The organism is Pseudomonas putida, assembly GCF_005080685.1.
GTDB lineage: Bacteria > Pseudomonadota > Gammaproteobacteria > Pseudomonadales > Pseudomonadaceae > Aquipseudomonas > Aquipseudomonas putida_V.
In genome coordinates this window covers 3,953,428-3,973,082 of record NZ_CP039371.1, presented here as the reverse complement: position 1 = coordinate 3,973,082, position 19,655 = coordinate 3,953,428, and the positions used below count along the sequence as shown (strand labels likewise).

At 63.8% G+C, this 19,655-nt stretch carries 18 protein-coding genes and 1 pseudogene; 9 read left to right on the top strand and 10 right to left on the bottom strand.

All coding sequences use genetic code 11. The annotated features are described in order from the left end of the window. Positions 1–115 precede the first annotated feature (115 nt). Both E6B08_RS18045 and E6B08_RS18040 read left to right on the top strand, forming a co-directional pair. Positions 116–1,327, top strand: a complete 1,212-nt coding sequence (locus E6B08_RS18045; protein ID WP_136915301.1) for a M24 family metallopeptidase — start codon at positions 116–118, stop codon at positions 1,325–1,327. Between the two features lie 108 nt (positions 1,328–1,435). Continuing rightward, on the top strand, positions 1,436–2,770 hold the full coding sequence (locus E6B08_RS18040) for an MFS transporter (RefSeq protein ID WP_136915300.1): 1,335 nt from the start codon (positions 1,436–1,438) through the stop codon (positions 2,768–2,770). A gap of 24 nt (positions 2,771–2,794) precedes the next feature. Here E6B08_RS18040 and E6B08_RS18035 read toward each other — a convergent pair whose 3' ends face one another. Next, a complete protein-coding gene (locus E6B08_RS18035; protein WP_136915299.1) occupies positions 2,795–3,787 on the bottom strand; it encodes a GlxA family transcriptional regulator in 993 nt (330 codons plus the stop codon). Positions 3,788–3,962: 175 nt separating this feature from the next. On the opposite strand from E6B08_RS18035, the gene pssA reads away from it, so the two are divergent. Beyond that, complete coding sequence (gene pssA, locus E6B08_RS18030) at positions 3,963–5,276, top strand: CDP-diacylglycerol--serine O-phosphatidyltransferase (protein ID WP_192938692.1); 1,314 nt, start codon at positions 3,963–3,965, stop codon at positions 5,274–5,276. A 3-nt stretch (positions 5,277–5,279) separates the two neighbouring features. Here pssA and E6B08_RS18025 read toward each other — a convergent pair whose 3' ends face one another. After that, positions 5,280–6,236 carry a DMT family transporter gene (locus E6B08_RS18025; protein WP_136915297.1) on the bottom strand — a complete coding sequence of 319 codons (957 nt, stop codon included), beginning with the start codon at positions 6,234–6,236 and terminating at the stop codon, positions 5,280–5,282. 233 nt (positions 6,237–6,469) lie between these two features. Here E6B08_RS18025 and E6B08_RS18020 point away from each other — a divergent pair, with 233 nt between their 5' ends. Further along, positions 6,470–7,636, top strand: a complete 1,167-nt coding sequence (locus tag E6B08_RS18020) for a GGDEF domain-containing protein (protein WP_136915296.1) — start codon at positions 6,470–6,472, stop codon at positions 7,634–7,636. A gap of 67 nt (positions 7,637–7,703) precedes the next feature. Here the strand turns inward: E6B08_RS18020 and ppnN are convergent, their stop codons facing one another. Together ppnN and E6B08_RS18010 are read right to left on the bottom strand one after the other, a co-directional pair. Further along, entirely contained in the window at positions 7,704–9,077 is a 1,374-nt protein-coding gene (ppnN, locus tag E6B08_RS18015) for a nucleotide 5'-monophosphate nucleosidase PpnN (RefSeq protein ID WP_136915295.1), read from the bottom strand. A 133-nt stretch (positions 9,078–9,210) separates the two neighbouring features. Beyond that, complete coding sequence (locus tag E6B08_RS18010) at positions 9,211–10,272, bottom strand: YeiH family protein (protein ID WP_136915294.1); 1,062 nt, start codon at positions 10,270–10,272, stop codon at positions 9,211–9,213. A gap of 113 nt (positions 10,273–10,385) precedes the next feature. On the opposite strand from E6B08_RS18010, the gene E6B08_RS18005 reads away from it, so the two are divergent. After that, positions 10,386–11,258 (top strand): LysR family transcriptional regulator, encoded by an 873-nt coding sequence (locus E6B08_RS18005; protein WP_136915293.1) that lies wholly within the window; start codon positions 10,386–10,388, stop codon positions 11,256–11,258. Positions 11,259–11,321: 63 nt separating this feature from the next. On the opposite strand, the gene E6B08_RS18000 is transcribed toward E6B08_RS18005, so the two are convergent. Both E6B08_RS18000 and E6B08_RS30960 read right to left on the bottom strand, forming a co-directional pair. After that, entirely contained in the window at positions 11,322–11,633 is a 312-nt protein-coding gene (locus E6B08_RS18000; protein ID WP_202877474.1) for a LuxR C-terminal-related transcriptional regulator, read from the bottom strand. A gap of 62 nt (positions 11,634–11,695) precedes the next feature. After that, positions 11,696–11,884, bottom strand: coding sequence for a PAS domain-containing protein (locus E6B08_RS30960; RefSeq protein WP_202877473.1), 189 nt, complete (start codon positions 11,882–11,884; stop codon positions 11,696–11,698). A 341-nt stretch (positions 11,885–12,225) separates the two neighbouring features. On the opposite strand from E6B08_RS30960, the gene E6B08_RS17995 reads away from it, so the two are divergent. From E6B08_RS17995 to E6B08_RS17985, 3 genes are all read left to right on the top strand, one after another. Further along, positions 12,226–13,569, top strand: a complete 1,344-nt coding sequence (locus E6B08_RS17995; RefSeq protein WP_136915292.1) for an MFS transporter — start codon at positions 12,226–12,228, stop codon at positions 13,567–13,569. 58 nt (positions 13,570–13,627) lie between these two features. Continuing rightward, positions 13,628–14,605 (top strand): dipeptidase, encoded by a 978-nt coding sequence (locus E6B08_RS17990; RefSeq protein WP_136915291.1) that lies wholly within the window; start codon positions 13,628–13,630, stop codon positions 14,603–14,605. Between the two features lie 95 nt (positions 14,606–14,700). Next, the gene (locus tag E6B08_RS17985) at positions 14,701–14,868 is read left to right on the top strand and encodes a DUF2986 domain-containing protein (protein ID WP_136915290.1); all 168 of its coding nucleotides are present in this window, start codon (positions 14,701–14,703) and stop codon (positions 14,866–14,868) included. A gap of 9 nt (positions 14,869–14,877) precedes the next feature. Here E6B08_RS17985 and pncB read toward each other — a convergent pair whose 3' ends face one another. Both pncB and E6B08_RS17975 read right to left on the bottom strand, forming a co-directional pair. Then, positions 14,878–16,077, bottom strand: coding sequence for a nicotinate phosphoribosyltransferase (gene pncB / locus E6B08_RS17980; RefSeq protein WP_136915289.1), 1,200 nt, complete (start codon positions 16,075–16,077; stop codon positions 14,878–14,880). Continuing rightward, positions 16,074–16,724: a nicotinamidase gene (locus tag E6B08_RS17975; protein ID WP_136915288.1), complete on the bottom strand. Its 651-nt coding sequence runs from the start codon at positions 16,722–16,724 to the stop codon at positions 16,074–16,076. Before E6B08_RS17975 ends, pncB begins: the two co-directional genes overlap by 4 nt. A gap of 138 nt (positions 16,725–16,862) precedes the next feature. On the opposite strand from E6B08_RS17975, the pseudogene E6B08_RS17970 reads away from it, so the two are divergent. Continuing rightward, a pseudogene (locus E6B08_RS17970) lies at positions 16,863–17,566 on the top strand (NUDIX hydrolase). Positions 17,567–17,628: 62 nt separating this feature from the next. On the opposite strand, the gene E6B08_RS17965 reads toward E6B08_RS17970, so the two are convergent. Both E6B08_RS17965 and E6B08_RS17960 read right to left on the bottom strand, forming a co-directional pair. Then, positions 17,629–18,558 (bottom strand): DMT family transporter, encoded by a 930-nt coding sequence (locus E6B08_RS17965; protein ID WP_136915287.1) that lies wholly within the window; start codon positions 18,556–18,558, stop codon positions 17,629–17,631. Between the two features lie 287 nt (positions 18,559–18,845). Further along, positions 18,846–19,439: a helix-turn-helix domain-containing protein gene (locus tag E6B08_RS17960; RefSeq protein ID WP_136915286.1), complete on the bottom strand. Its 594-nt coding sequence runs from the start codon at positions 19,437–19,439 to the stop codon at positions 18,846–18,848. Positions 19,440–19,655 lie beyond the last annotated feature (216 nt).

Genomic DNA, 19,655 nt, shown 5'->3' with positions numbered 1-19,655 from the left:
CCATTGCGCCAATTCCAGGTCGGATAGATACAAAAGCGTCCTTGTTCGTTCTGTTGCAATGCCTCTCAGGCGGCCGGCCTGAACCGCGTGCTCACAACGACAAGGAACACCCACCATGCAAATGCCCCAGACTCTGAAAATCCGTAATGGCAACAAGGTGCAGCCGACCTTCTCTGCGCAGGAGTACGCCGCCCGCCACGCCCGACTGCGGGCGTACATGGCCGAGCAGGACATCGAGGCGGCGATCTTCACCTCGTACCATAACGTCAATTACTACAGCGATTTCCTCTACTGCTCGTTCGGTCGTCCCTACGCCCTGGTGGTGACCCAGGACAAGGTGGTGTCGATCAGCGCCAACATCGACGGCGGCCAGCCCTGGCGGCGCACGGTGGGCACCGACAACATCGTCTACACCGACTGGCAGCGCGACAACTACTTCGTCGCCATCCAGCAGGCCCTGCCGCTGGCCTCGCGTATCGGCGTCGAATACGACCACCTCAACCTGCAGAACCACGCCAAGCTCGCAGCCTGCTATCCCAAGGCCGAACTGCTCGACATCGGTGCGCCGTGCATGCGCATGCGCATGATCAAGTCGGCCGAGGAGCAGGCGTTGATTCGCCATGGCGCACGGGTTGCCGACATCGGCGGTGCAGCGGTGGTCGAGGCCCTGCGTGACCAGGTGCCGGAATACGAAGTGGCGCTGCATGCCACCCAGGCGATGGTCCGCGAAATCGCCCGCAGTTTCCCAGACAGCGAACTGATGGACACCTGGACCTGGTTCCAGTCCGGGCTCAACACCGACGGCGCGCACAACCCGGTCACCCGTCGCAAGGTCAACAAGGGCGACATCCTCAGCCTCAATTGCTTCCCGATGATCGCCGGCTACTACACCGCGCTGGAGCGCACGCTGTTCCTCGACCATTGCCCGGACGACCACCTGCGCCTGTGGCAGGCCAACGTCGAGGTGCATGAAGCAGGGCTCAAGCTGGTACGCCCAGGCATGCGCTGCTGCGACATCGCCCGTGAACTGAACGAGATTTTCCTGCGTCACGACCTGCTGCAGTACCGCACCTTCGGCTACGGCCATTCGTTCGGCACGCTCAGCCACTATTACGGCCGTGAGGCGGGGCTGGAGCTGCGCGAAGACATCGACACGGTGCTGGAGCCGGGCATGGTGGTGTCGATCGAGCCGATGATCATGTTGCCGGAAGGACGGCCGGGGGCGGGCGGTTATCGCGAGCACGACATCTTGATCGTCAACGAAACGGGCGCCGAGAACATCACCCATTTCCCCTATGGGCCGGAGCACAACATCATTCGCACATGATGCCGCTGCCGGCCTGCTGCGCCCGCGGCGGCCGGCACACACAACAAGAAACCACCTGAATGACCTTTAGACCCTGCCTCCAATTAGAAGAACCAGAGGGTATCCGTCATGACCAGCACCACCCTGAACGCTCCCACCCTCGACGGCGCTGCCCCCAGCGCCGAACGCCAGGCCCTGCGCAAGGCCGCCCGTGCAAGTTTCATGGGCAATTTCGTCGAGTGGTTCGACTACGCCGCCTACGGCTACCTCGCCACCATCATCGCCGCGACCTTCTTCCCCCAGGCCGACAAGACCACCGGCCTGCTGGCGACCTTCGCGGTGTTTGCCCTGTCTTTCCTCGTCCGGCCGCTGGGCGGTGTGGTCTGGGGCCACTTCGGCGACCGTCATGGCAGGCGCAACGCCTTGTCCTTGTCGATCCTGATCATGTCGATTTCCACGTTCTGCATCGGCCTGCTACCGGGCTACGCGCAGATCGGCTTGTGGGCACCTTGCCTGCTGCTGTTGATTCGCCTGGTGCAAGGTTTTTCCGCCTCGGGCGAGTACGCCGGGGCTGCGGCATTCCTTGCCGAGTACGCGCCAGCGGGCCGGCGGGGGCTGTATACCAGCATCGTGCCTGCGAGCACCGCGGCAGGCTTGCTGTTCGGCGCGGCGTTCGTGGCGGTGCTGCATGAACTGCTGAGCAGCGAGGATCTGCACAGCTGGGGCTGGCGCCTGCCATTCCTGCTGGCCGCACCGTTTGGCCTGGTGGGGCGTTACATTCGCATGAGCCTGCAGGACACGCCGAAATTCCTGGAGATGGAGCAGCGCCTGGAGCGCAAGGCTTGCATGACCCCCGCGCCTATCCGCGAGTTGCTGACCCGGCATCGTCGCAGCCTGGCCATCGGCCTGGGTGTCACGTGCCTGAATGCGGTGGCGTTCTACCTGCTGCTGAGCTACATGCCGACCTACCTGTCCACCGAGATGGGCATGAGCGAGCGCGATTCGTTCATTGCCTCGACCGTGTCGCTGGCCACCTACATCGGCTTGATCTTCCTGATGGGACGACTGTCCGACCGGTTTGGGCGCAAGACCATGCTGGTGGTGGCTTCGCTGCTGTTCCTGGGCTTGACCGTGCCGCTGTTCAAGCTGCTCGATGGCCAGCCATTGCTGGTGATCCTGGCGATCCAGATCTTCTTCGGCGCGATGCTGGCGATGAACGATGGCACCTTGCCGTGCCTGTTGGCGGAACTGTTCCCGACCCGCGTGCGATTCAGCGGTTTCGCCTTGAGCTTCAACCTGGCCAATGCCCTGTTCGGCGGAACCGCCCCGTTCATCGCCACCTGGCTGATCCAGGTCACCGGCAGCAAGCTGGCACCGGCTGGATACCTGTTGGCGGCGGCGCTGGTGGCATTGCTGGCGATGCTGATGTGCCGGGAGACGGCCCATGCGGACCTGAAGGACTAGTCCGGCTTCCGCACGACCACCCGCTCAGTGCAACGAAGCCTGTCGCCGCTCGCCCAGCGGCGACAGGCCGAAGAAGCGGCTGTAGCTCTTGGAGAAGTGCGCAGGCGAGCTGAACCCGCACGCCAGCGCCACCTCCCGCACCTGCACATCGCTGCGCAACAGCAGTTCCCGTGCCCGTGACAGGCGCAGTTCGAGGTAATACTGGCTCGGCGTGCGCTGCAGGTACTTGTGGAACAACCGCTCCAACTGGCGAACCGTCACTTCGTTGAGGCTGGCCAGCTCTTGCAGGCCCAACGGCTCTTCCAGGTTGGCCTCCATGATCGCCACCACCTGGCTCAGCTTGGGTTGCGCGCTACCGAGCAAGGTACGCAGCGGCACCCGCTGGCGCTCGCGTTCGCCGCGGACCCGGTCGCACAGCAGCAGTTCGGCAGCCTTGGCGGCGACGTCCTGGCCGCCGGCCTGGCGCGCGACCAGTTGCAGCATCATGTCCATCGCTGCCACGCCCCCGGAGCAGGTGAAGCGGTCGCGGTCCAGTTCGAACAGTTGGCTGGAGATGACGATGCCGGGAAAATGCTCTTGCAAGGCCTGCATGTCTTCCCAATGGATCGTGCAGCGGTAGCCTTTGAGCAGGTCGGCCCTGGCCAGCAGGTAGCTGCCGGTGCAGATCCCGCCCAACGGCAGGCCGCGACGGGCCAGTTGGCGCAGCCAGTCGACCAGCGGGCGGTTGCTGCGGCTGCGGTCGATCGGGTTGGCGCCGACCACGAACAGGGCATCCAGGGGCGGAGCGTCTGCAATACTGTAATCAGGCAGGACGCGCATGCCGTTGCTGGCCATTACCGGCTCCGGGCTGGCGGCAATCAGCACGGTACGGTACAAGGTGTGACGCGCTGCCAGGTTGGCCATGCGCAGGGTTTCCACCGCCGACGCCAGGCCGATGGTGGTGAAATTGGGCAATACCAGAAATCCGAAGGTCTGAGAGGGAGTGGGCGTTGCCTTTGCGCAAGCGGGGTGGGCCATTGCGATCTTCCTGTACAAGCTGAGCCTGGGTTCGTCAGGGGCAGTGGTAGAACAAGCCTCGCATGTTTCTTGTTGTCATGGGCCGTGGTAGCCGGGCAGATCTTACACCCGGGGACCGCGGCCAGGAATGGACCCGATTGCAAACAGAAGGTGAACGTAGTTGAACCCCGAATCCATGCTGGCGGCGTTGCGCGGCTTTGTCATCACCCCTGACGCCATCCAGGTGCTGCCCAATGCCGTGGCCTACCGCACGTGTCTGCTCGAACGCATCCGGTCGGCGACCCGGCGCATCGTCATCGTCGCCTTGTACCTGCAAGAGGACGAAGCGGGCCAGGAAGTGCTCGATGCGTTGTACCAGGCCAAGGCTGCGCGACCCGAGCTTGAGGTGGTCGTGGTGGTCGACTGGTTCCGTGCCCGTCGGGGCCTGCTCGGCGCCGGCAGGCAGCCGGGCAATGCCGCGTGGTACCAGGCCCAGCGCCAGCTGCGCGGGTTGGACGTGGTGATCTACGGCGTGCCGGTGCAGACCCGCGAATTGTTCGGCGTGTTGCACCTCAAAGGCAGCATCATCGACGATTGCGTGCTGTACACCGGCGCCAGCCTGAACAACGTCTACCTGCACCGTTTCGATCGCTATCGCCTGGATCGCTACCACCTGTTCCATTCACGGGCCTTGGCCGATTCCATGGCCGAGCTGGTCCAGCGCCTGCTGCACCATACCGCGACGCCACGCCTGGACCTGCCCGCGCCGCCTACCTCCCGGCACTTGCGCGGTGACATTCGGCGCCTGCGCGCACGACTGCGGCGCATGGACTACACCGCGCCCCTGCCTGGCGCAAGCGAAGGATTGCGGGTCGTGCCGTTGCTCGGGGTGGGCCGCGGCAACCCGCTCAACCGCACGCTGTGCGCGCTGCTGGCGGTCGCCCGTCAGCAGATCGTGATCAGCACGCCGTACTTCAACCCACCCCGGGTGGTGATGCGCGAGATCGACCAGGCCCTGGATCGCGGTGTGCAGGTGGAATTGATCGTCGGTCATCGCACTGCCAACGATTTCTATATCGCGCCGGGCGAGCCGTTCAGTGCCAGCGGGGCGTTGCCGTACCTGTACGAGGACACCTTGCGCGCCTTCACCCGCCGCCGTGCGGCAGCCATTGCCCGGGGCCAGTTGCAGGTGCGTATCTGGAACGATCCGGGGCACACCTTCCATGCCAAGGGAGTATGGGTCGACCAGCGCTACAGCTTGCTCACCGGCAACAACCTCAACCCGCGTGGTTTCAACCTCGACCTGGAGAACGGCCTGCTGATCGACGACCCCGCAGGGCTTTGGCTGCAACCCAGGGAGGCCGAGCTGCAGGGCATTCGTGAGCATGCGCCGAGGATCGAGTCGCCGGCTGAGCTTGGGGAGAAGGCCGAGCACCCCAAGGAGGTGCGCAAGTTCCTCCGGCGCCTGCGTTACAGCCGGCTGGAACCGTTGATCAAGCGGGTGCTGTAGGCCTCAGGCCGGGGCCTCTTCGCCAGCCGCGGCCTTGGCCGGCTTGTGCCCGGGCTTGAGCCGCGATACCGCGAACAGCACCACGGCCAGCCCCAGCAACTGATAGATGGAAATGTCCTCGCTGAGGATCGCCCAGGAGGCCAGTACCGTCAGCACCGGGCCGAGATTGCCGACCGCGGCGGTCTGGGTCGGCCCCATGCGCTGGATCGCCAACGCCACCCAGTAGATCGGCAGCACGGTGGAGAACACCGCCATCAGCCCGGCATTCAGCCAGACCGCGCCAGGCAGTTGCCATAACTGACCGACCGGTGCCACCACCAGGTAGTGCGCCAGCACCATCACCGATGACGCCGCGCCGCACAGCCCGGCCAGGCGCATCGAGCCCATGCGCTTGAGCATCATCCCGGTGCCGGAATAGTACAGGGCGTAGGTGACGGCACTGGCGAACACCCACAGCGAGCCCAGCACCACCTGATGGCCCATGCCGGACACGCTCAGGTCATGCACGAAGGCGATGCCCAGCCCCAGGTAGCACAGGCCCATTGCGCCCAGCGTGCGGCTGCTTGGCCGTTCCCGCAGGGCAATGGCCTGGAAGATCAGGACCAGGGTGGGGTAGGTGAACAAGATCAGCCGCTCCAGCCCGGCGCTGATGTATTGCAGCCCGTAGAAGTCGAACAGGCTGGCCAGGTAGTAGCCGAGCAGGCCCAGCAGGGCTACGCGCAGGCCATCGCCCAGGCCCAGTGGTGTGCTGGACTGTCCGCGGCTGAACCACACCAGCCAGGCGAACAGGGGCAGCGACAGGCCCATGCGCAGGGCCAGCAGGCTGATGGCGTCCACCGCGCCGCAGGCGTAGGCGAGCTTGACGAAAATGGCCTTGAAGCTGAAGCCCAGTGCGGCCAGCACGGCGTACAGCGCGCCGCTTTGCAATTGGCGTTGAAACAGGCTGCGTAGAGCGTTCATGGAGTCTCCATTTCCTGGCTGTCCGGGTATTCTGAACAGATCTGCGACAGGCTTGAACCTTGTTTATGCACTAGGCTGTTGGCCCGTGGCAGTGACGCGTGTGGGGCTATCATCGGTCGGTAATGGCTGGTTGATATCATATTGCGACTAAACCGCCGCGCGGCCCTGCGAAAAGTCATTGTAAGCGCATACAATCAGGCCTTTTCCGTTTAACCAAACAGGCCACACTTTTTATGGCGCTTGACCCTATCACGATGCTGACCATCACCATCGCCCTGGCAGCGGCTGCTGCCCTGTACCTGGCGATCGAATGGCGCAGCGTGCGTGAACCTTCCTTGCTGTTCTGGAGCGCCGGCTTCACCACCATCACCATTGGCAGCACCTTGGCGCTGCTGCGTGGCATCGGCTTGCTGTTCATCGGCATCTGGTTCGCCAACGGCCTGCTGGTCGTGGCGCATGCATTCTTCCTGATCGGCGTGGTGCGTTTCACCCAGACGCGCCTGTCGTGGGCCTGGCTGTCGATCGTGCTGGTGTGGTTCGCCTTATTGCTGCTGCCGGTCGGGCCGCAGTGGTCCAAGGTCATGCTGATGGTCAACTCGCTGTTGGTGGCGCTGTTGACGCTCAAGGCCAGCTTCCTGTTGCGTCCCCACGGCAAGTCGCTGAGCGTGGGCGCCGTGCAACTGCGCTACGTGCTGTTGCTGCACGGCCTGTTCTACGTGCTCAAGGCGATCATCGCGGTGACCCCGGGCACCTTGATCGATTTGGCCACCTTCGGTGGGCTGATCATCCAGATTTCCCTGGTCGAGGGGGCGATGGCGATCATGCTGATCGCCTTGTCGATGACCGGCACCGTGCGCTATCGCCGCGAGGAGCGGATTGCCCGCCTGGCGGCGCGTGACCCGCTGACCGCGCTGTACAACCGACGGGCGCTGGAGGTGCGTGCCAGCCATCTGTTCAAGGAAGTGACGGCCGCACGGCCTGGCGCTTTGCTGTTGATCGACATCGACAACTTCAAGCTGGTCAACGACCTGCACGGGCATGCCGCAGGCGACCGGCTGCTGGTGGCCTTGAGCGAGATGATTCGCGGCGTGCTGCCGGAACGTTCGTTGGCGGCGCGGTTGGGTGGCGACGAGTTCGTGATTCTGTTGAGCGATGCTTCCGGGGACCGCGTGGTGGAACTCGGCAGCCGGCTGCGCGACGAGTTCCAGCGCATGGCCGAGCAGGCCGTGCCGACCCCGGAGGCGGTGACCTTGAGCATCGGCGCAAGCCTGTTCGACCAGCCACCGCCGAGCCTGGCGGCGTTGATCGAGCAGGGTGACGTGGCGCTGTATCAGTCCAAGCGAGGCGGGCGCAACAGCATTCGCCTGAATGACCGCACTGTGGCCAGCCCGGTCCGCTAGCGGCGCGTTGTGGCGGGGTAGGCGCCGGCTTGCCGGCGATGGGGCCGCCAAGCGGCCCCCGGTGGTTTCAGGTCACGACCTGGTAGCACGGCACATACGCGGTGCCGCCCGGCAGCTTCATCCGGTGCTGGTCGACGAACGCCTGCAGCAACCGACCCAACGGCTCCAGCACCGCGCTGTCACCACGGATCTGGTACGGCCCGTGCTCCTCGATCAGGCGGATGCCCTTGTCCTTGACGTTACCCGCCACCACCCCGGAAAACGCCCGGCGCAGGTTGGCCGCCAGCTCATGCGGCGGTTGTTCGCGGTGCAGGGCCAGACCGGCCATGTTGGCATGGGTAGGATCGAACGGATGCTGGAAGCCTTCTTCGATCCGCAGCAGCCAATTGAAGTGGAAGGCATCGTTGCGTTCGCGACGGAACTGTTTCACCGCCTTGAGCCCCTCGACCATCTGCCGGGCCACCTCGGCCGGGTCGTCGATGATGATCTGGTAGTGGCGCTGCGCGGCCTCGCCCAAGGTAGCGCCGACGAACTCATGCAGCTGCTGCAGGAACGGCTCGGCGCTGCGCGGGCCGGTGAGGATGACCGGGAAGGGCAGGTCCTGGTTGTCCGGGTGCATGAGGATGCCCAGCAGGTACAGGAACTCCTCGGCGGTGCCGGCGCCGCCGGGGAAGATGATGATGCCGTGGCCGACACGCACGAAGGCTTCGAGGCGTTTCTCGATGTCGGGCAGAATCACCAGCTCGTTGACGATCGGGTTGGGCGCTTCGGCAGCGATGATGCCCGGTTCGGTCAGGCCCAGGTAACGGCTGCCGTGCATGCGCTGCTTGGCGTGGGCGATGGTCGCGCCCTTCATCGGGCCCTTCATCACGCCAGGGCCGCAGCCGGTACAGACGTCCAGTTTGCGCAGCCCCAGTTCGTGGCCGACCTTCTTGGTGTACTGGTATTCCTCGGTGCTGATCGAGTGGCCACCCCAGCACACGACCATTTTCGGCTCAACGCCGGGGCGCAGGGTGCGGGCGTTGCGCAGCAGATGGAAGACGTAGTCGGTGATGCCCTGGGAGCTTTCCAGGTCGATGCGCTGGCTGGCCAGTTCGCTTTCGGTGTAGACGATGTCGCGCAGGGCGCTGAACAGCATCTCGCGGGTGCTGGCAATCATTTCGCCGTCGACGAAGGCGTCGGCGGGGGCGTTCAGCAGTTCCAGGCGCACGCCACGGTCTTGCTGATGGATGCGGACTTCGAAGTCCTTGTAGGCTTCGAGGATGGTCTTGGCATTGTCGACATGCGCGCCGGTGTTGAGGATGGCCAGGGCGCACTGGCGGAACAGGGTGTAGAGGCTACCGGTACCGACTTCGCTCAGTTGCTGGACTTCACGTTGCGACAGCGTTTCCAGGCTGCCTTTGGGGCTGACGGATGCATTGATGACATTGCGTTGGGGCATCTAAGTCTTTCCTGTGCAGGTAAAACATCCTTCTTTGACAACACCATACCGGCAAATGTGCGTGGCAACGAGGGGGTGTCGGAAAAAGCTTCGCGGGCTTGCCCGCGAAAAGAACGACGCCGATCTACCCGGATCAACCCAGCAACCGCTGCACCCCCAGGGTAATGGCCAATCCACCGCCGACCAGCCACAGGTTGAGAATCGCCCCGGCCACCAGCGCTCGTGGCCCGGCCTGGCGGATCTGGCTGAAGCGGGTCTCCATGCCCAGTGCCGTCATGGCCATGGTCAGGGCAAAGGTATCGAGCTGATTGACCGCCTCAGTCACGCCACCTGGCAGCACCTGCAGCGAATTGACCAGTACCAGGGCGAGAAAGCCGAAGGCGAACCAAGGCACGGCAATGCGCCCATTGCCCACGCCTTGGCCAGCCTGGCGCGAACGGTTGACCCACAGCCCCACCAGCAGCAACACCGGTACCAGCAGCATCACCCGGGTCATCTTGACGATGGTGGCGATATGCGTGGCCTCGGGGCTGACATTGCTCGCCGCGCCCACCACCTGGGCCACCTCGTGCAAGGTGCCGCCGAAGAACAGCCCGGCACCGAGAGTGTCCAGCGGCAGCCAGCCGAGATTCAGCGCCAGCGGATAGAGCAACATCGACAAGGTGCCGAACAGCACCACGCTGCCCACCGCCATGGCGCTCTTGTGCGGTGCGCTGCGCAAAGCCGATTCGAAGGCCAGCACCGCAGCCGCGCCACAGATCGCGCTGCCGGCGGCGGTCAACAGGGCGGTATCGCGGTCCAGCTTGAGCAGGCGGGTGCCGCACCAGACACCGAGCATCAGGGTGCTGGCGACCACCAGCACGGCCACCGTCAGCCCCGACCAGCCGACCTCGGCGATCTCCTGCAGGCTGACCCGCAAGCCGAACAGGGCCACGGCGATGCGCAGCAACGTGCGTGCGGAAAAATCGATACCGCTGGCCCAACTGGCCGGCACGCCGTCGCGCAGGCCGTTGCCATACAAGGCGCCGGCGACGATGCCGACGATCAGTGGGCTGATGCCGAGGCTGGCGACAGCGGGTAACGCGGCCAACTGGGTCACCGCCACGGCGAACAGGGCAACGAAGAGGATGCCGTTGAGCCGCCCGCGGGTGGCTTGGGTAGGCGTAAACGAGAAGTGGGAAGAATGCGTGGCCATGGTGAGTCCTGCGCAAGGGTAGTTTCGACAGGGACTACGATAATCCGGTTATAAGCTTATAAAAAATCGTCATTTACAATGCGAAATATCCGTTTAGCTGATATTTTGAATTCATGACCCCAGAACAGCTGATAACCTTCGCCACCGTCGCCGAGCATGGCAACATCAGCCACGCAGCCCTTGCCCTGCACCTGTCACAGCCTGCGGTATCGGGCCAGCTCAAGTTGTTGCAGGAGGCCTTCGGCGAGCCGCTCTATCAGCGCGCCGGGCGCGGGGTGCGGTTGACGCCGGCGGGCGAGCAACTGCTGGCCCATGCCCAGCGCCTGCGCGACACCTTCCGCCAGGCCCAGGCACTGCGTGAAGCGATGCTCGGCCTGGAGCGTGGCACCTTGCGCATCGGCGCCAGCACCACGCCGGCCAGCTACCTGCTGCCCTACCTGCTCGCCGACTTCCAGGCCCGTTACCCGGATGTCGTGGTGACTACCAGCAACGGCAACAGCGCCGAAATCGTCGCGGCGCTGGACAACGTCGATATCGCTCTTATCGAAGGCCCGCCTGGGCAGTCGCTGCCCTTGGGCACCGAGGTCACGCCCTGGCGCGAGGACGAGATCGTTGCCATCGTGCCCAGTGGTCACCCGTTGGCGGGGCAGGAACGCCATGTGCTGAAGGCGCTGGGCGATTATCCGCTGGTGCTGCGCGAGAGCGGCTCGGGCGTGCGCCAGATGGTCGAGCGGGCGTTCGCCCGTGAGGGCGTGGCGATGCGCGTGGCGCTGGAGATCGCCGGAGTGGAAGGGGTCAAGGAGGCCGTGCGGGCTGGGATGGGCATCGGTTTCGTCTCGGCCATGTCGATCAGGCACGAGGATGGCGCACTGCACCGGGTGCGGATCGGGCCACTGCCGCTGGTACGGCGTTTTTCCATCCTGATGCCGCACGCGGCCACGCCTTCGCGGGCGGCTGCGCGGTTTTTGGAGATGTGCCTGGGGTAGGCGTGCGCTAGGGGTTTGCGGTGGCGCTCGATGTATGCGGCACCACGACCCTCAAGCGCACACTCAATCCACCAACCGAGCAATCAGGTCAGCCGTATTGTTAACCGCGTACTTCTTCAACAAACTGCACCTGTGAATATCCACGGTCCGCGGGCTGATACCCAGCGTCTTGGCCGCCTCCTTGCTGGTCTGGCCATCGACGAGCAGGGCCGCGACTTCGCGCTCGCGGGGCGTAAGGGTGACTTTGCCGTGGGAAGGGTGTTGTTCCTGCTCCGGGTCGGTGAAGACCCAGGCCGCATGTTGATAGGGGTTGGCTTCATTGAACCCATAGCCCCTGACCGTGACCCAGAAGTGCGAGCCGTCCAGGCGCCTCATGATGCGATCGTCATTGAAGTGTTCGTGCCGGGACAGCAACGGGGCGAAGTGTTCGGCGGCCTTCAGGAAGTCTTCTGTTCGGGATAGAGCAGCGCGAAAGAGGCGCCGATGATGTGCTCCGGGGTGGCACGAAACATTGTCAGCGCGCGCTCGTTACAGTGGGTGATCTTACGATTCTCGGCAACGATCACGGCCACTGGAAGATGGTGGAGAATACGCAGGGCATCAGGCCCGCTGTCATCACTGCTCACGCCTCGACCCCTTGTAAGTGGCTTTCCAGAGCCCGAGTCGCTTCCCTTTTTCAGTTGATCACCTAGGTGATCGCGATGCCTGGACCCCTCGGTACGGCCGCCCTATGATGACATCAGCTTCGATTTGGCGACAACCGATCGCTGTTTCAAGGCCCTGCTGCGGTTGCAGCGGTGAACTTCGAATCCCCTATTTCAAATAACAATACCGTATTCAACTTCCCTGCGATTGACGTGGCGAAAGACCCTGCGCGTCGCCTTGCCGATTAAATCCTTGCTTCATTGCTGCCCATCCTAAACGCACGTTTGTGCGGCCAATTAAAAAAAACCAGGAGAGCAACTGCATGAGTAATAGTGCGCCTGTGTCACCTTCCATGCTCCGCAAAGTGACCACCGCAGCGGCGGTCGGCAATTTCGTGGAGTGGTTCGACTTCGCCGTCTATGGCTTTCTGGCAACGGTGATCGCCAGGCAGTTCTTTTCCAGTGACGACCCCAATGCGGCGCTGTTGCAGACCTTCGCCGTGTTCGCCGTGGCCTTCGCGTTCCGCCCGTTGGGCGGTGTGGTGTTCGGATCCCTCGGCGACCGCTACGGACGCAAGCGGGTCCTGTCGATGACGGTATTGATGATGGCGGGGGCCACCACGGTCATCGGGCTGCTGCCCACCTATGAGAGCATCGGCCTGCTGGCACCCATCCTGCTGACGGTGACGCGCTGCATCCAGGGCTTCTCCGCTGGCGGCGAATACGCCGGGGCTTGTGCCTACCTCATGGAGCATGCGCCACGGCACAAGCGCGCCTGGTATGGCAGCTTCATCCCGGTGTCGACCTTCTCCGCATTCGCCTCGGCGGCGGTGATCGCCTACCTGCTCGATGCCAGCCTGTCGCCCGAGGCCATGAGCAGCTGGGGATGGCGAGTGCCGTTCCTGGTCGCGGCGCCGCTGGGGATCGTGGGCCTGTACCTGCGCTGGAAGATGGAAGAAACGCCGACCTTCAAGCAGGCCATGGCCACTGAAGACGATCACGCCCATTCGCCATTGAAGGAAACCTTCAAGCACCACAGCGGCACGATTCTCCGGCTTGGCGCGTTCATTTCGCTGACCGCGCTGTCGTTCTACATGTTCACCACCTACTTCGCCACGTACCTGCAAGTGGTCGGCCAGCTCACCCGTGCGCAGGCCCTGATGGTGTCGACCATCGCCTTGCTGTTCTCGGCGGGCGCCTGCCCCGTGGCCGGTGCCTTCGCCGACCGCTTCGGGCGGCGCAAGACCATGGGCTTCACCTGCCTGTGGGCCATTGTCGCGGTGTTTCCTGCCTATTGGCTGGCCAGTTCCGGCGACCTGTACGCAGCCGTGCTGGGGGTCATATTGCTGGCGGTGGCTGCGGTGTTCTCAGGCGTGGTCACGGCCGCGCTGCTCTCTGAGGTTTTCCCGACCCGGGCCCGCTACACCGCATCGGCCATCACCTACAACGTGGCCTACACCCTGTTCGGCGGTACTGCACCGCTGGTGGCGACCTGGCTGATAACCCTCACTGGCAGCAGCCTGGCGCCGGCCTTCTACCTGGTGCTGATCGCCCTGCTGGCGATGGCCGGCGGGCTGGCATTGCCAGAGACGTCGCGCATCTCGCTGCACGATGAACACGACGCCGAGCCTTCGCCTGCGCAGCGCTGCGCGAACAGCCAGGGCTGAGCACCAACCTGAGGTGCGCGGGGTGAGGCTCGCGCATCGACCCACCAAGAGGTACACGATGAACCCACGTGAGATACATGACGCCAGCATCGTCATCGACGGCCTGATCATTGCCAAATGGAACCGCGAGCTGTTCGAGGACATGCGCAAGGGCGGGCTCACTGCGGCCAACTGCACGGTGTCGGTCTGGGAAGGCTTCAAGGCCACCGTCGACCAGATCGCCGCCAGCCAGAAGCTGATCCGCGACAACAGCGACCTGGTGATGCCGGTGCGCACCACCGCCAACATCCGCAAGGCCAAGGAGCTGGGCAAGACCGGCATCCTCTTCGGCTTCCAGAACGCCCATGCGTTCGAGGACCAGATCGCCTACGTCGAGGTGTTCAAGCAGCTGGGCGTGGGCATCGTGCAGATGTGCTACAACACCCAGAACCTGGTCGGCACCGGCTGCTACGAGCGTGACGGCGGCCTGTCGGGCTTCGGTCGCGAAATCGTCGCCGAAATGAACCGCGTCGGCATCATGTGCGACCTGTCCCATGTCGGCTCCAAAACCTCCGAAGAAGTCATCCTTGAATCGAAGAAGCCGGTCTGCTACTCGCACTGCCTGCCTTCGGGCCTCAAGGAGCACCCGCGCAACAAGTCGGACGAAGAGCTGAAGTTCATCGCCGACCATGGCGGCTTCGTCGGCGTGACCATGTTCGCGCCGTTCCTGGCCAAGGGCATCGACTCGACCATCGACGACTACGCCGAGGCCATCGAGTACACCATGAACATCGTCGGTGAAGACGCCATCGGTATCGGTACCGACTTCACCCAGGGTCACGGCCAGGAGTTCTTCGAGTACCTGACCCACGACAAGGGCTACGCCCGGCGCCTGACCAACTTCGGCAAGATCATCAACCCGCTGGGCATTCGCACCGTGGGCGAATTCCCCAACCTCACCGAAACCTTGCTCAAGCGCGGCCATTCCGAGCGGGTGGTACGCAAGATCATGGGTGAGAACTGGGTCAACGTCCTCAAGGACGTGTGGGGCGAGTAACCAGGGTTGGCCGCCGGGCAAGCCTTGCAAGAAAGCGCGTCGATTTGCTCGGCGGCCGGTATCATGGGCACACCGCGATTCCGCCAGAGTGAACCATGAACCGTCAGAAAAAGATCAAGCAACTGCTCAAGGCCCATGCCAAGAAGGCCGCCGCCAAGCTCGCGCCGCGCAGTAACAAGCCCAGGTACATCAGCAAGGCGGACCGGGAAAAGCTGGCGGCGCAGGAGGCGGAGCAGGTGAGTGCGCAGCCGAACGGGGACTAGGCTGTTGATTCACCCCACCTGAAACACGTGCTTCAAATACGCCACGAAATTCTCGTCCCGGCATTGCGTCTTGCCCGGGCTATCGGAAATCTTCGCCACCGGCGCGCCATTGCAATCGGTCATCTTGATCACGATGTTCATCGGCTCCACCCCAGGAATATCGCAGGTCAACCGCGTCCCGATGCCGAAGCTCACGTTGATCCGCTCGTGCAAGGCCCGGTACAGCCCAAGCGCCTTGGCGAAGTCCAGCCCGTCGGAGAAGATCAGTGTCTTGCCTTTCGGGTCGACCCCCAGCCGCTCGTAGTGGGCGATGGCTTTTTCCGCCCAGGCCAGCGGATCGCCTGAGTCGTGGCGCAGGCCATCGAACAGCTTGGCGAAGTACAGGTCGAAATCCCCCATGAAGGCGTCCATGGTGATGCAGTCGGTGAGGGCGATGCCCAGTTGTCCGCGGTATTCACGTACCCAGCACTCCAGCGCAGCCGCCTGGCTGTCGACCAGGCGTGGGCCGAGTTGCTGGTGCGCCATGAACCATTCGTGGGCCATGGTGCCGATGGGCCGCAGATCGTATTCACGGGCCAGGTGCACGTTGCTGGTGCCGACGAAGCGGCCAGGGAAGTCGTGCTTGAGAATGTTCACGACCTCTTCCTGGACCCGGTAGGAAAAACGCCGCCGCGTGCCGAAGTCGGCCAGCTGGAAGCCCGCCAGTTCCTCGGTGCTGGCTTCGCACTGCAGCCAGTCGAGCTTCTGGTACAAGCGCTCGCCGACCTGCTCGATCACTACATCCCGGTAGCGATAACGGTTGCGTACTTCGCTGATGATCGCCAGCAGTGGGATTTCATAGAGGATCACGTGCAGCCACGGCCCCCGCACGCGGATCGCCAGTTGGCCGCTGTCGTCCAGGCCGATCTGTACGTAGCGCAGGTTGAAGCGGAACAGGCTGAGGAAACGGATGAAGTCTGGCTTGATGAACGGGATCTTTTCCAGGTACGCCAGCTGGTCGTGGGTAATCGTGACCTCGGCCAGTTGTTCGACCTGGTAGCGGATCTCGGCGAGGTAGGGCGCAAGGTCTTCGCCGTTGCGGCAGCGGAATTCCCACTGCACTTCTGCGTTGGGGTAGTTGTGCAGCACCGCTTGCATCATGGTGATCTTGTAGAAGTCGGTGTCCAGCAGGTTCTGGATGATGCGCGGGCCGAATACGCTGTCGCTCATGGGCGGCCTTCCTTGATCAGAGAGAGCTGGTAGTCGAGTGCGGCCTCGTCGCCGCAGAGAACCACGCCTTCAGCAGCCAGCGCGCCGCAGGCGGCAATGGCGCCTTCTTGGGTCAGCGCGCGGCAGGCGGGCAGGTATAGAAGCACCTGGAACCCGGCCCGGCGCAGTTGCTGGGCAGTGGTCTTGACGCAGTAGTCCAGGGCCAGGCCGCCGACGATCACGGCGCCTACCTGCTGCACCTTGAGGTACTCGATGACCCCGGTGGAGCGGCGTTCGGCGAGATCGTGGTAGCAGGCCCCGTAGGGGTGCAGGTCGGGTTCGACGCCTTTCCAGACGAAGTAGTCGTAGTCGATGGGGGCGGGCAGGCCTGGCAGCAGTTCGAAGCCAGGGGTGCCGGGGACGCAGTGGCTGACCCAGGTCAGGTCGGCGTTGTCCAGGGTCAGGGGCTGGAGCATTTGCCCAGGTTCGGCAACCACCCAGGCGGCGTTGGCGGGGTGGGCGTCCTTGCTGCCCAGGCGCAGGTCGGCGCGCTGGGCCATGGCGTTGAGGTCCGGGGCGATTTCGTTGCCCTCGGGTACCGGCAGTTCCTGGGGGGCGTTGGCGGTGAAGCCGTTCTGCGCGTCGACATCGAAGCTGGCGATCTTCATGGCGGTTCTCCTCGCTGGAATGCCTATATAATCCACCTGGTGAAATAAGTGTGTCAAGCATAAAACCTTCAACAGTGCTGGCTTGCGTTACTTAAAGGCTCTGGTGGAATATTGCGGAGTCAACAAGGAGGCTCCCTGGTGAGTACAGTAGAAGTCCTGGCCAGTGTCGATATCGTCGCCCTGCGTCTGGCCCCGAAGCCCAGCATCTACAAGTGCTTCTGCACCGTCGCGAGCGCGAGCCGCATAGAGGGCAGTGGGCATTGCCTGGCGTAATCGTCAATGGACGCACCCCGGATAACAGTCTGGAGGCTGCCGCCGACCGCGCCTTGCGCGAAAAGGCCCAGGTGTCGCCGCGTTACCTGGAGCAGGTGGGCACCGAAGGCAATGCTTTTCGCGACCCGCGCGGTTGGTCGTTGAGTACTTGCTACCTGGCCTTGCTCGATCCGCAGCAACAGGTCGAGGGCGACCAGCTGGCATTTTTCGAGTTGGACAGCGTATTGGCGCGCAAGGTCCTGTTGCCGTTCGACCACAACCTGCTGGTGGAGCGCGCCCGTGAGCGGCTGGCGGCCAAGACCGTGTATAGCAGCGTACCGCTGTATCTACTGGCGCAGAGGTTCACCGTGCTCGATGCGTTGGGGGCGGTGCAGGCCTGCCTGGGGCAGACGGTGAACAACACCTCGCTGCGCAAGCGCCTGGAGCGGTTGCGCGAGTTGGGGTGGGTGCGCGATACCGGGGAGAAGAACCAGCCACGGTTGGGGCGGCCGCAGCAGTTGTATCAATACACGCCGCAGGGGGAGCGGCCGTTCATGTTCGATCGTAGTTTGCTGCCCGAAGGCGGCTGAGCGGCCTCGTACTTGTGGGAGCGGCCTTGTGTCGCGATAGGGCCGCTCCCACAGAAAGCAGATCAATGTGCGCAGCGGCTGGTATCCCCTTGCTCGGCAGGCGTCTTGCGCGCTGCGGCGAGGAGGGTCGCCAGCACGATCAACGCAGCGCCGGCCCCCATGCGCAGGGTCGGTTGCTCGGCGAACAGCCACCAGGCGCCGATGATCGCGTACACCGGCTCCAGCGCGATGATCATGCCGGCGGTGCGGGCTTCCAAGCGCTCCAGGCTCTTGACGAACAGGAACTGTGACAGCCCGGTGCAGAACACGCCCAGCAGTGCCAGGTTGACCCAGTCATCGCCGCCCAGGCTGGTGTTGCCCAGGTGCGTGAAGGCGAAAGGCGACACCAGGGCAGCCACCACCACGTTCTGCCAGAAGGCCACTTGCATGGCGTTCATGCTGGCCGCGCGGCGACGGTTGGCAACGGTCAGCAGGGCGAACGACAGGCCCGAGGCCAATCCCCAGAGCAGACCCACGGTGCCTTTGTCGAGCAGGTCGAAGGTCGGCACGACCAGCACCAGGCCAGCGGTCACCAGGGTCAGCAGCAAGGCTTGGGTGGCGCCGATGCGCTGGCCGAACACGCTGCGTTCGATCAGCGCGATGAACGCCGGGAAGCTGGCGAAGCCCAAGGTGGCCACTGCTACGCCGCCGACTTTGACGGCGATGAAGAACGTCACCCAGTGCGCGGCCAGCAAGGCGCCGGTCAGGCCCAGTATTGGCAGGTTGCGCATTTTCAGCGCATCGAGCAGGCGGGTGCCCTTGAGCCCGGCGACGAAGCCCAGGGCGATGAAGGCGAAAGTGGCGCGTCCGAAGGTGATGATGCTGGCGTCGGCCTCGATCAAAGCGCCGAGGATGCCGGTCAGGCCGAACAGTATGGCAGCGATGTGTGCAACGAACAGGGCGTTGCGCTGGCCGGTGGCAGCACCGGCAACGGGGGCAGAGGTAGCGATCATGGCAGTCAAGTCTTCACAAAAAGCGGGCGCAAGCACTCCCTACTGGCGCGGCGCGGGTCTTCGATTCTGGGAGTTTTATAGTTAGCCCGGACGAATTGTCCGGTGCGGGGCGCCACAGCGTTGGAATTGTGAAGCGAGGCTGCTTACTCGCGGATACCACACCCACCAGCCCACGGCGCGGGGCTGGTCGGTGTGTGTATTATTTTTGTAGACAGGGTTTGCAAGCCGATCGCGGGCGACGTGTGCTTGTCTGATCGCGACATGCACGCGTGCCGATGGGCGCCATGCTACTCGTCGCCGTAGTTCATGATCGATAGCAGGCGAATCGGCACCTGCACCAGTTGCTCCGGGCCGTGCGGGGTTTCGCCGTCGAAGGTCAGGCTGTCGCCAGCCTGCATGTGATAGAGCTGGTTGCCGTGGCGGTATACCAGTTCGCCTTCCAGCAGATGCAGGAACTCGGTACCGGGGTGGGCGAAGGTCGGAAACTCCTCGCTGGCGTCGTCCATGCTCACCATGTAGGCCTCGAAGTTCTTCTTCGGCCCCCTGGCGTGATTGAGCAAATGGTAGGTATGGCCTTTTTCCGTGCCGCGGCGCACCACCTCCAGGCCTTCGCCGGCTTTTACCAGCAGCGCGTTGCCGTCGGGCTGGTCGTATTGGCTGAACAGCTTGGCCATGGGCATGCCCAGCACGTCGCACAGGCGGCTCAGGGTGTCGAGGCTGGTAGAGACCTGGGCATTCTCGATCTTGCTCAACATGCCCTGGCTGATTCCGGCGATGCGCGCCACGTCGGCGAGCTTGAGGGACTGGGCCTGGCGCTGGCGCTTGATCTGCAAGCCCAGGTATTGCTCCAGGCGAAGGCGCGGTTCGGTTTCGGTCGACATCGAATGTCCTGCACGGTTTCAGTTCAAGAATAAAGATTTCGCACTGGGAAAGTGCGTTGAGCGGCTGCTTGGGCCGGCGTTTTCCTGTGGTGAAAACTAGTTTCCCACATATTCGACATAAATTCTGCTGTGAGGGGGCGGGCCTCTTCGCGGGGAAACCCGCTCCTACAGGGGATGGAGGGTGGGTTTGGCAGGGAACTGATCTTTGCCAAGGCA

Bases quoted from the DNA above. Each gene is read 5' to 3' on its own strand.
- E6B08_RS18025 (WP_136915297.1), bottom strand. From the start codon at position 6,236: ATGAACGCTCTACGCAGCCTGTTTCAACGCCAATTGCAAAGCGGCGCG.
- E6B08_RS18010 (WP_136915294.1), bottom strand. From the start codon at position 10,272: ATGGCCACGCATTCTTCCCACTTCTCGTTTACGCCTACCCAAGCCACC.
- E6B08_RS18035 (WP_136915299.1), bottom strand. From the start codon at position 3,787: ATGGCCCACCCCGCTTGCGCAAAGGCAACGCCCACTCCCTCTCAGACC.
- pssA (WP_192938692.1), top strand. From the start codon at position 3,963: ATGCTGGCGGCGTTGCGCGGCTTTGTCATCACCCCTGACGCCATCCAG.
- E6B08_RS18005 (WP_136915293.1), top strand. From the start codon at position 10,386: ATGACCCCAGAACAGCTGATAACCTTCGCCACCGTCGCCGAGCATGGC.
- E6B08_RS18000 (WP_202877474.1), bottom strand. From the start codon at position 11,633: ATGAGGCGCCTGGACGGCTCGCACTTCTGGGTCACGGTCAGGGGCTAT.
- E6B08_RS17960 (WP_136915286.1), bottom strand. From the start codon at position 19,439: ATGTCGACCGAAACCGAACCGCGCCTTCGCCTGGAGCAATACCTGGGC.
- E6B08_RS17975 (WP_136915288.1), bottom strand. From the start codon at position 16,724: ATGAAGATCGCCAGCTTCGATGTCGACGCGCAGAACGGCTTCACCGCC.
- E6B08_RS17990 (WP_136915291.1), top strand. From the start codon at position 13,628: ATGAACCCACGTGAGATACATGACGCCAGCATCGTCATCGACGGCCTG.
- pncB (WP_136915289.1), bottom strand. From the start codon at position 16,077: ATGAGCGACAGCGTATTCGGCCCGCGCATCATCCAGAACCTGCTGGAC.
- ppnN (WP_136915295.1), bottom strand. From the start codon at position 9,077: ATGCCCCAACGCAATGTCATCAATGCATCCGTCAGCCCCAAAGGCAGC.
- E6B08_RS17965 (WP_136915287.1), bottom strand. From the start codon at position 18,558: ATGATCGCTACCTCTGCCCCCGTTGCCGGTGCTGCCACCGGCCAGCGC.
- E6B08_RS17985 (WP_136915290.1), top strand. From the start codon at position 14,701: ATGAACCGTCAGAAAAAGATCAAGCAACTGCTCAAGGCCCATGCCAAG.
- E6B08_RS18040 (WP_136915300.1), top strand. From the start codon at position 1,436: ATGACCAGCACCACCCTGAACGCTCCCACCCTCGACGGCGCTGCCCCC.
- E6B08_RS18045 (WP_136915301.1), top strand. From the start codon at position 116: ATGCAAATGCCCCAGACTCTGAAAATCCGTAATGGCAACAAGGTGCAG.
- E6B08_RS18020 (WP_136915296.1), top strand. From the start codon at position 6,470: ATGGCGCTTGACCCTATCACGATGCTGACCATCACCATCGCCCTGGCA.
- E6B08_RS17995 (WP_136915292.1), top strand. From the start codon at position 12,226: ATGAGTAATAGTGCGCCTGTGTCACCTTCCATGCTCCGCAAAGTGACC.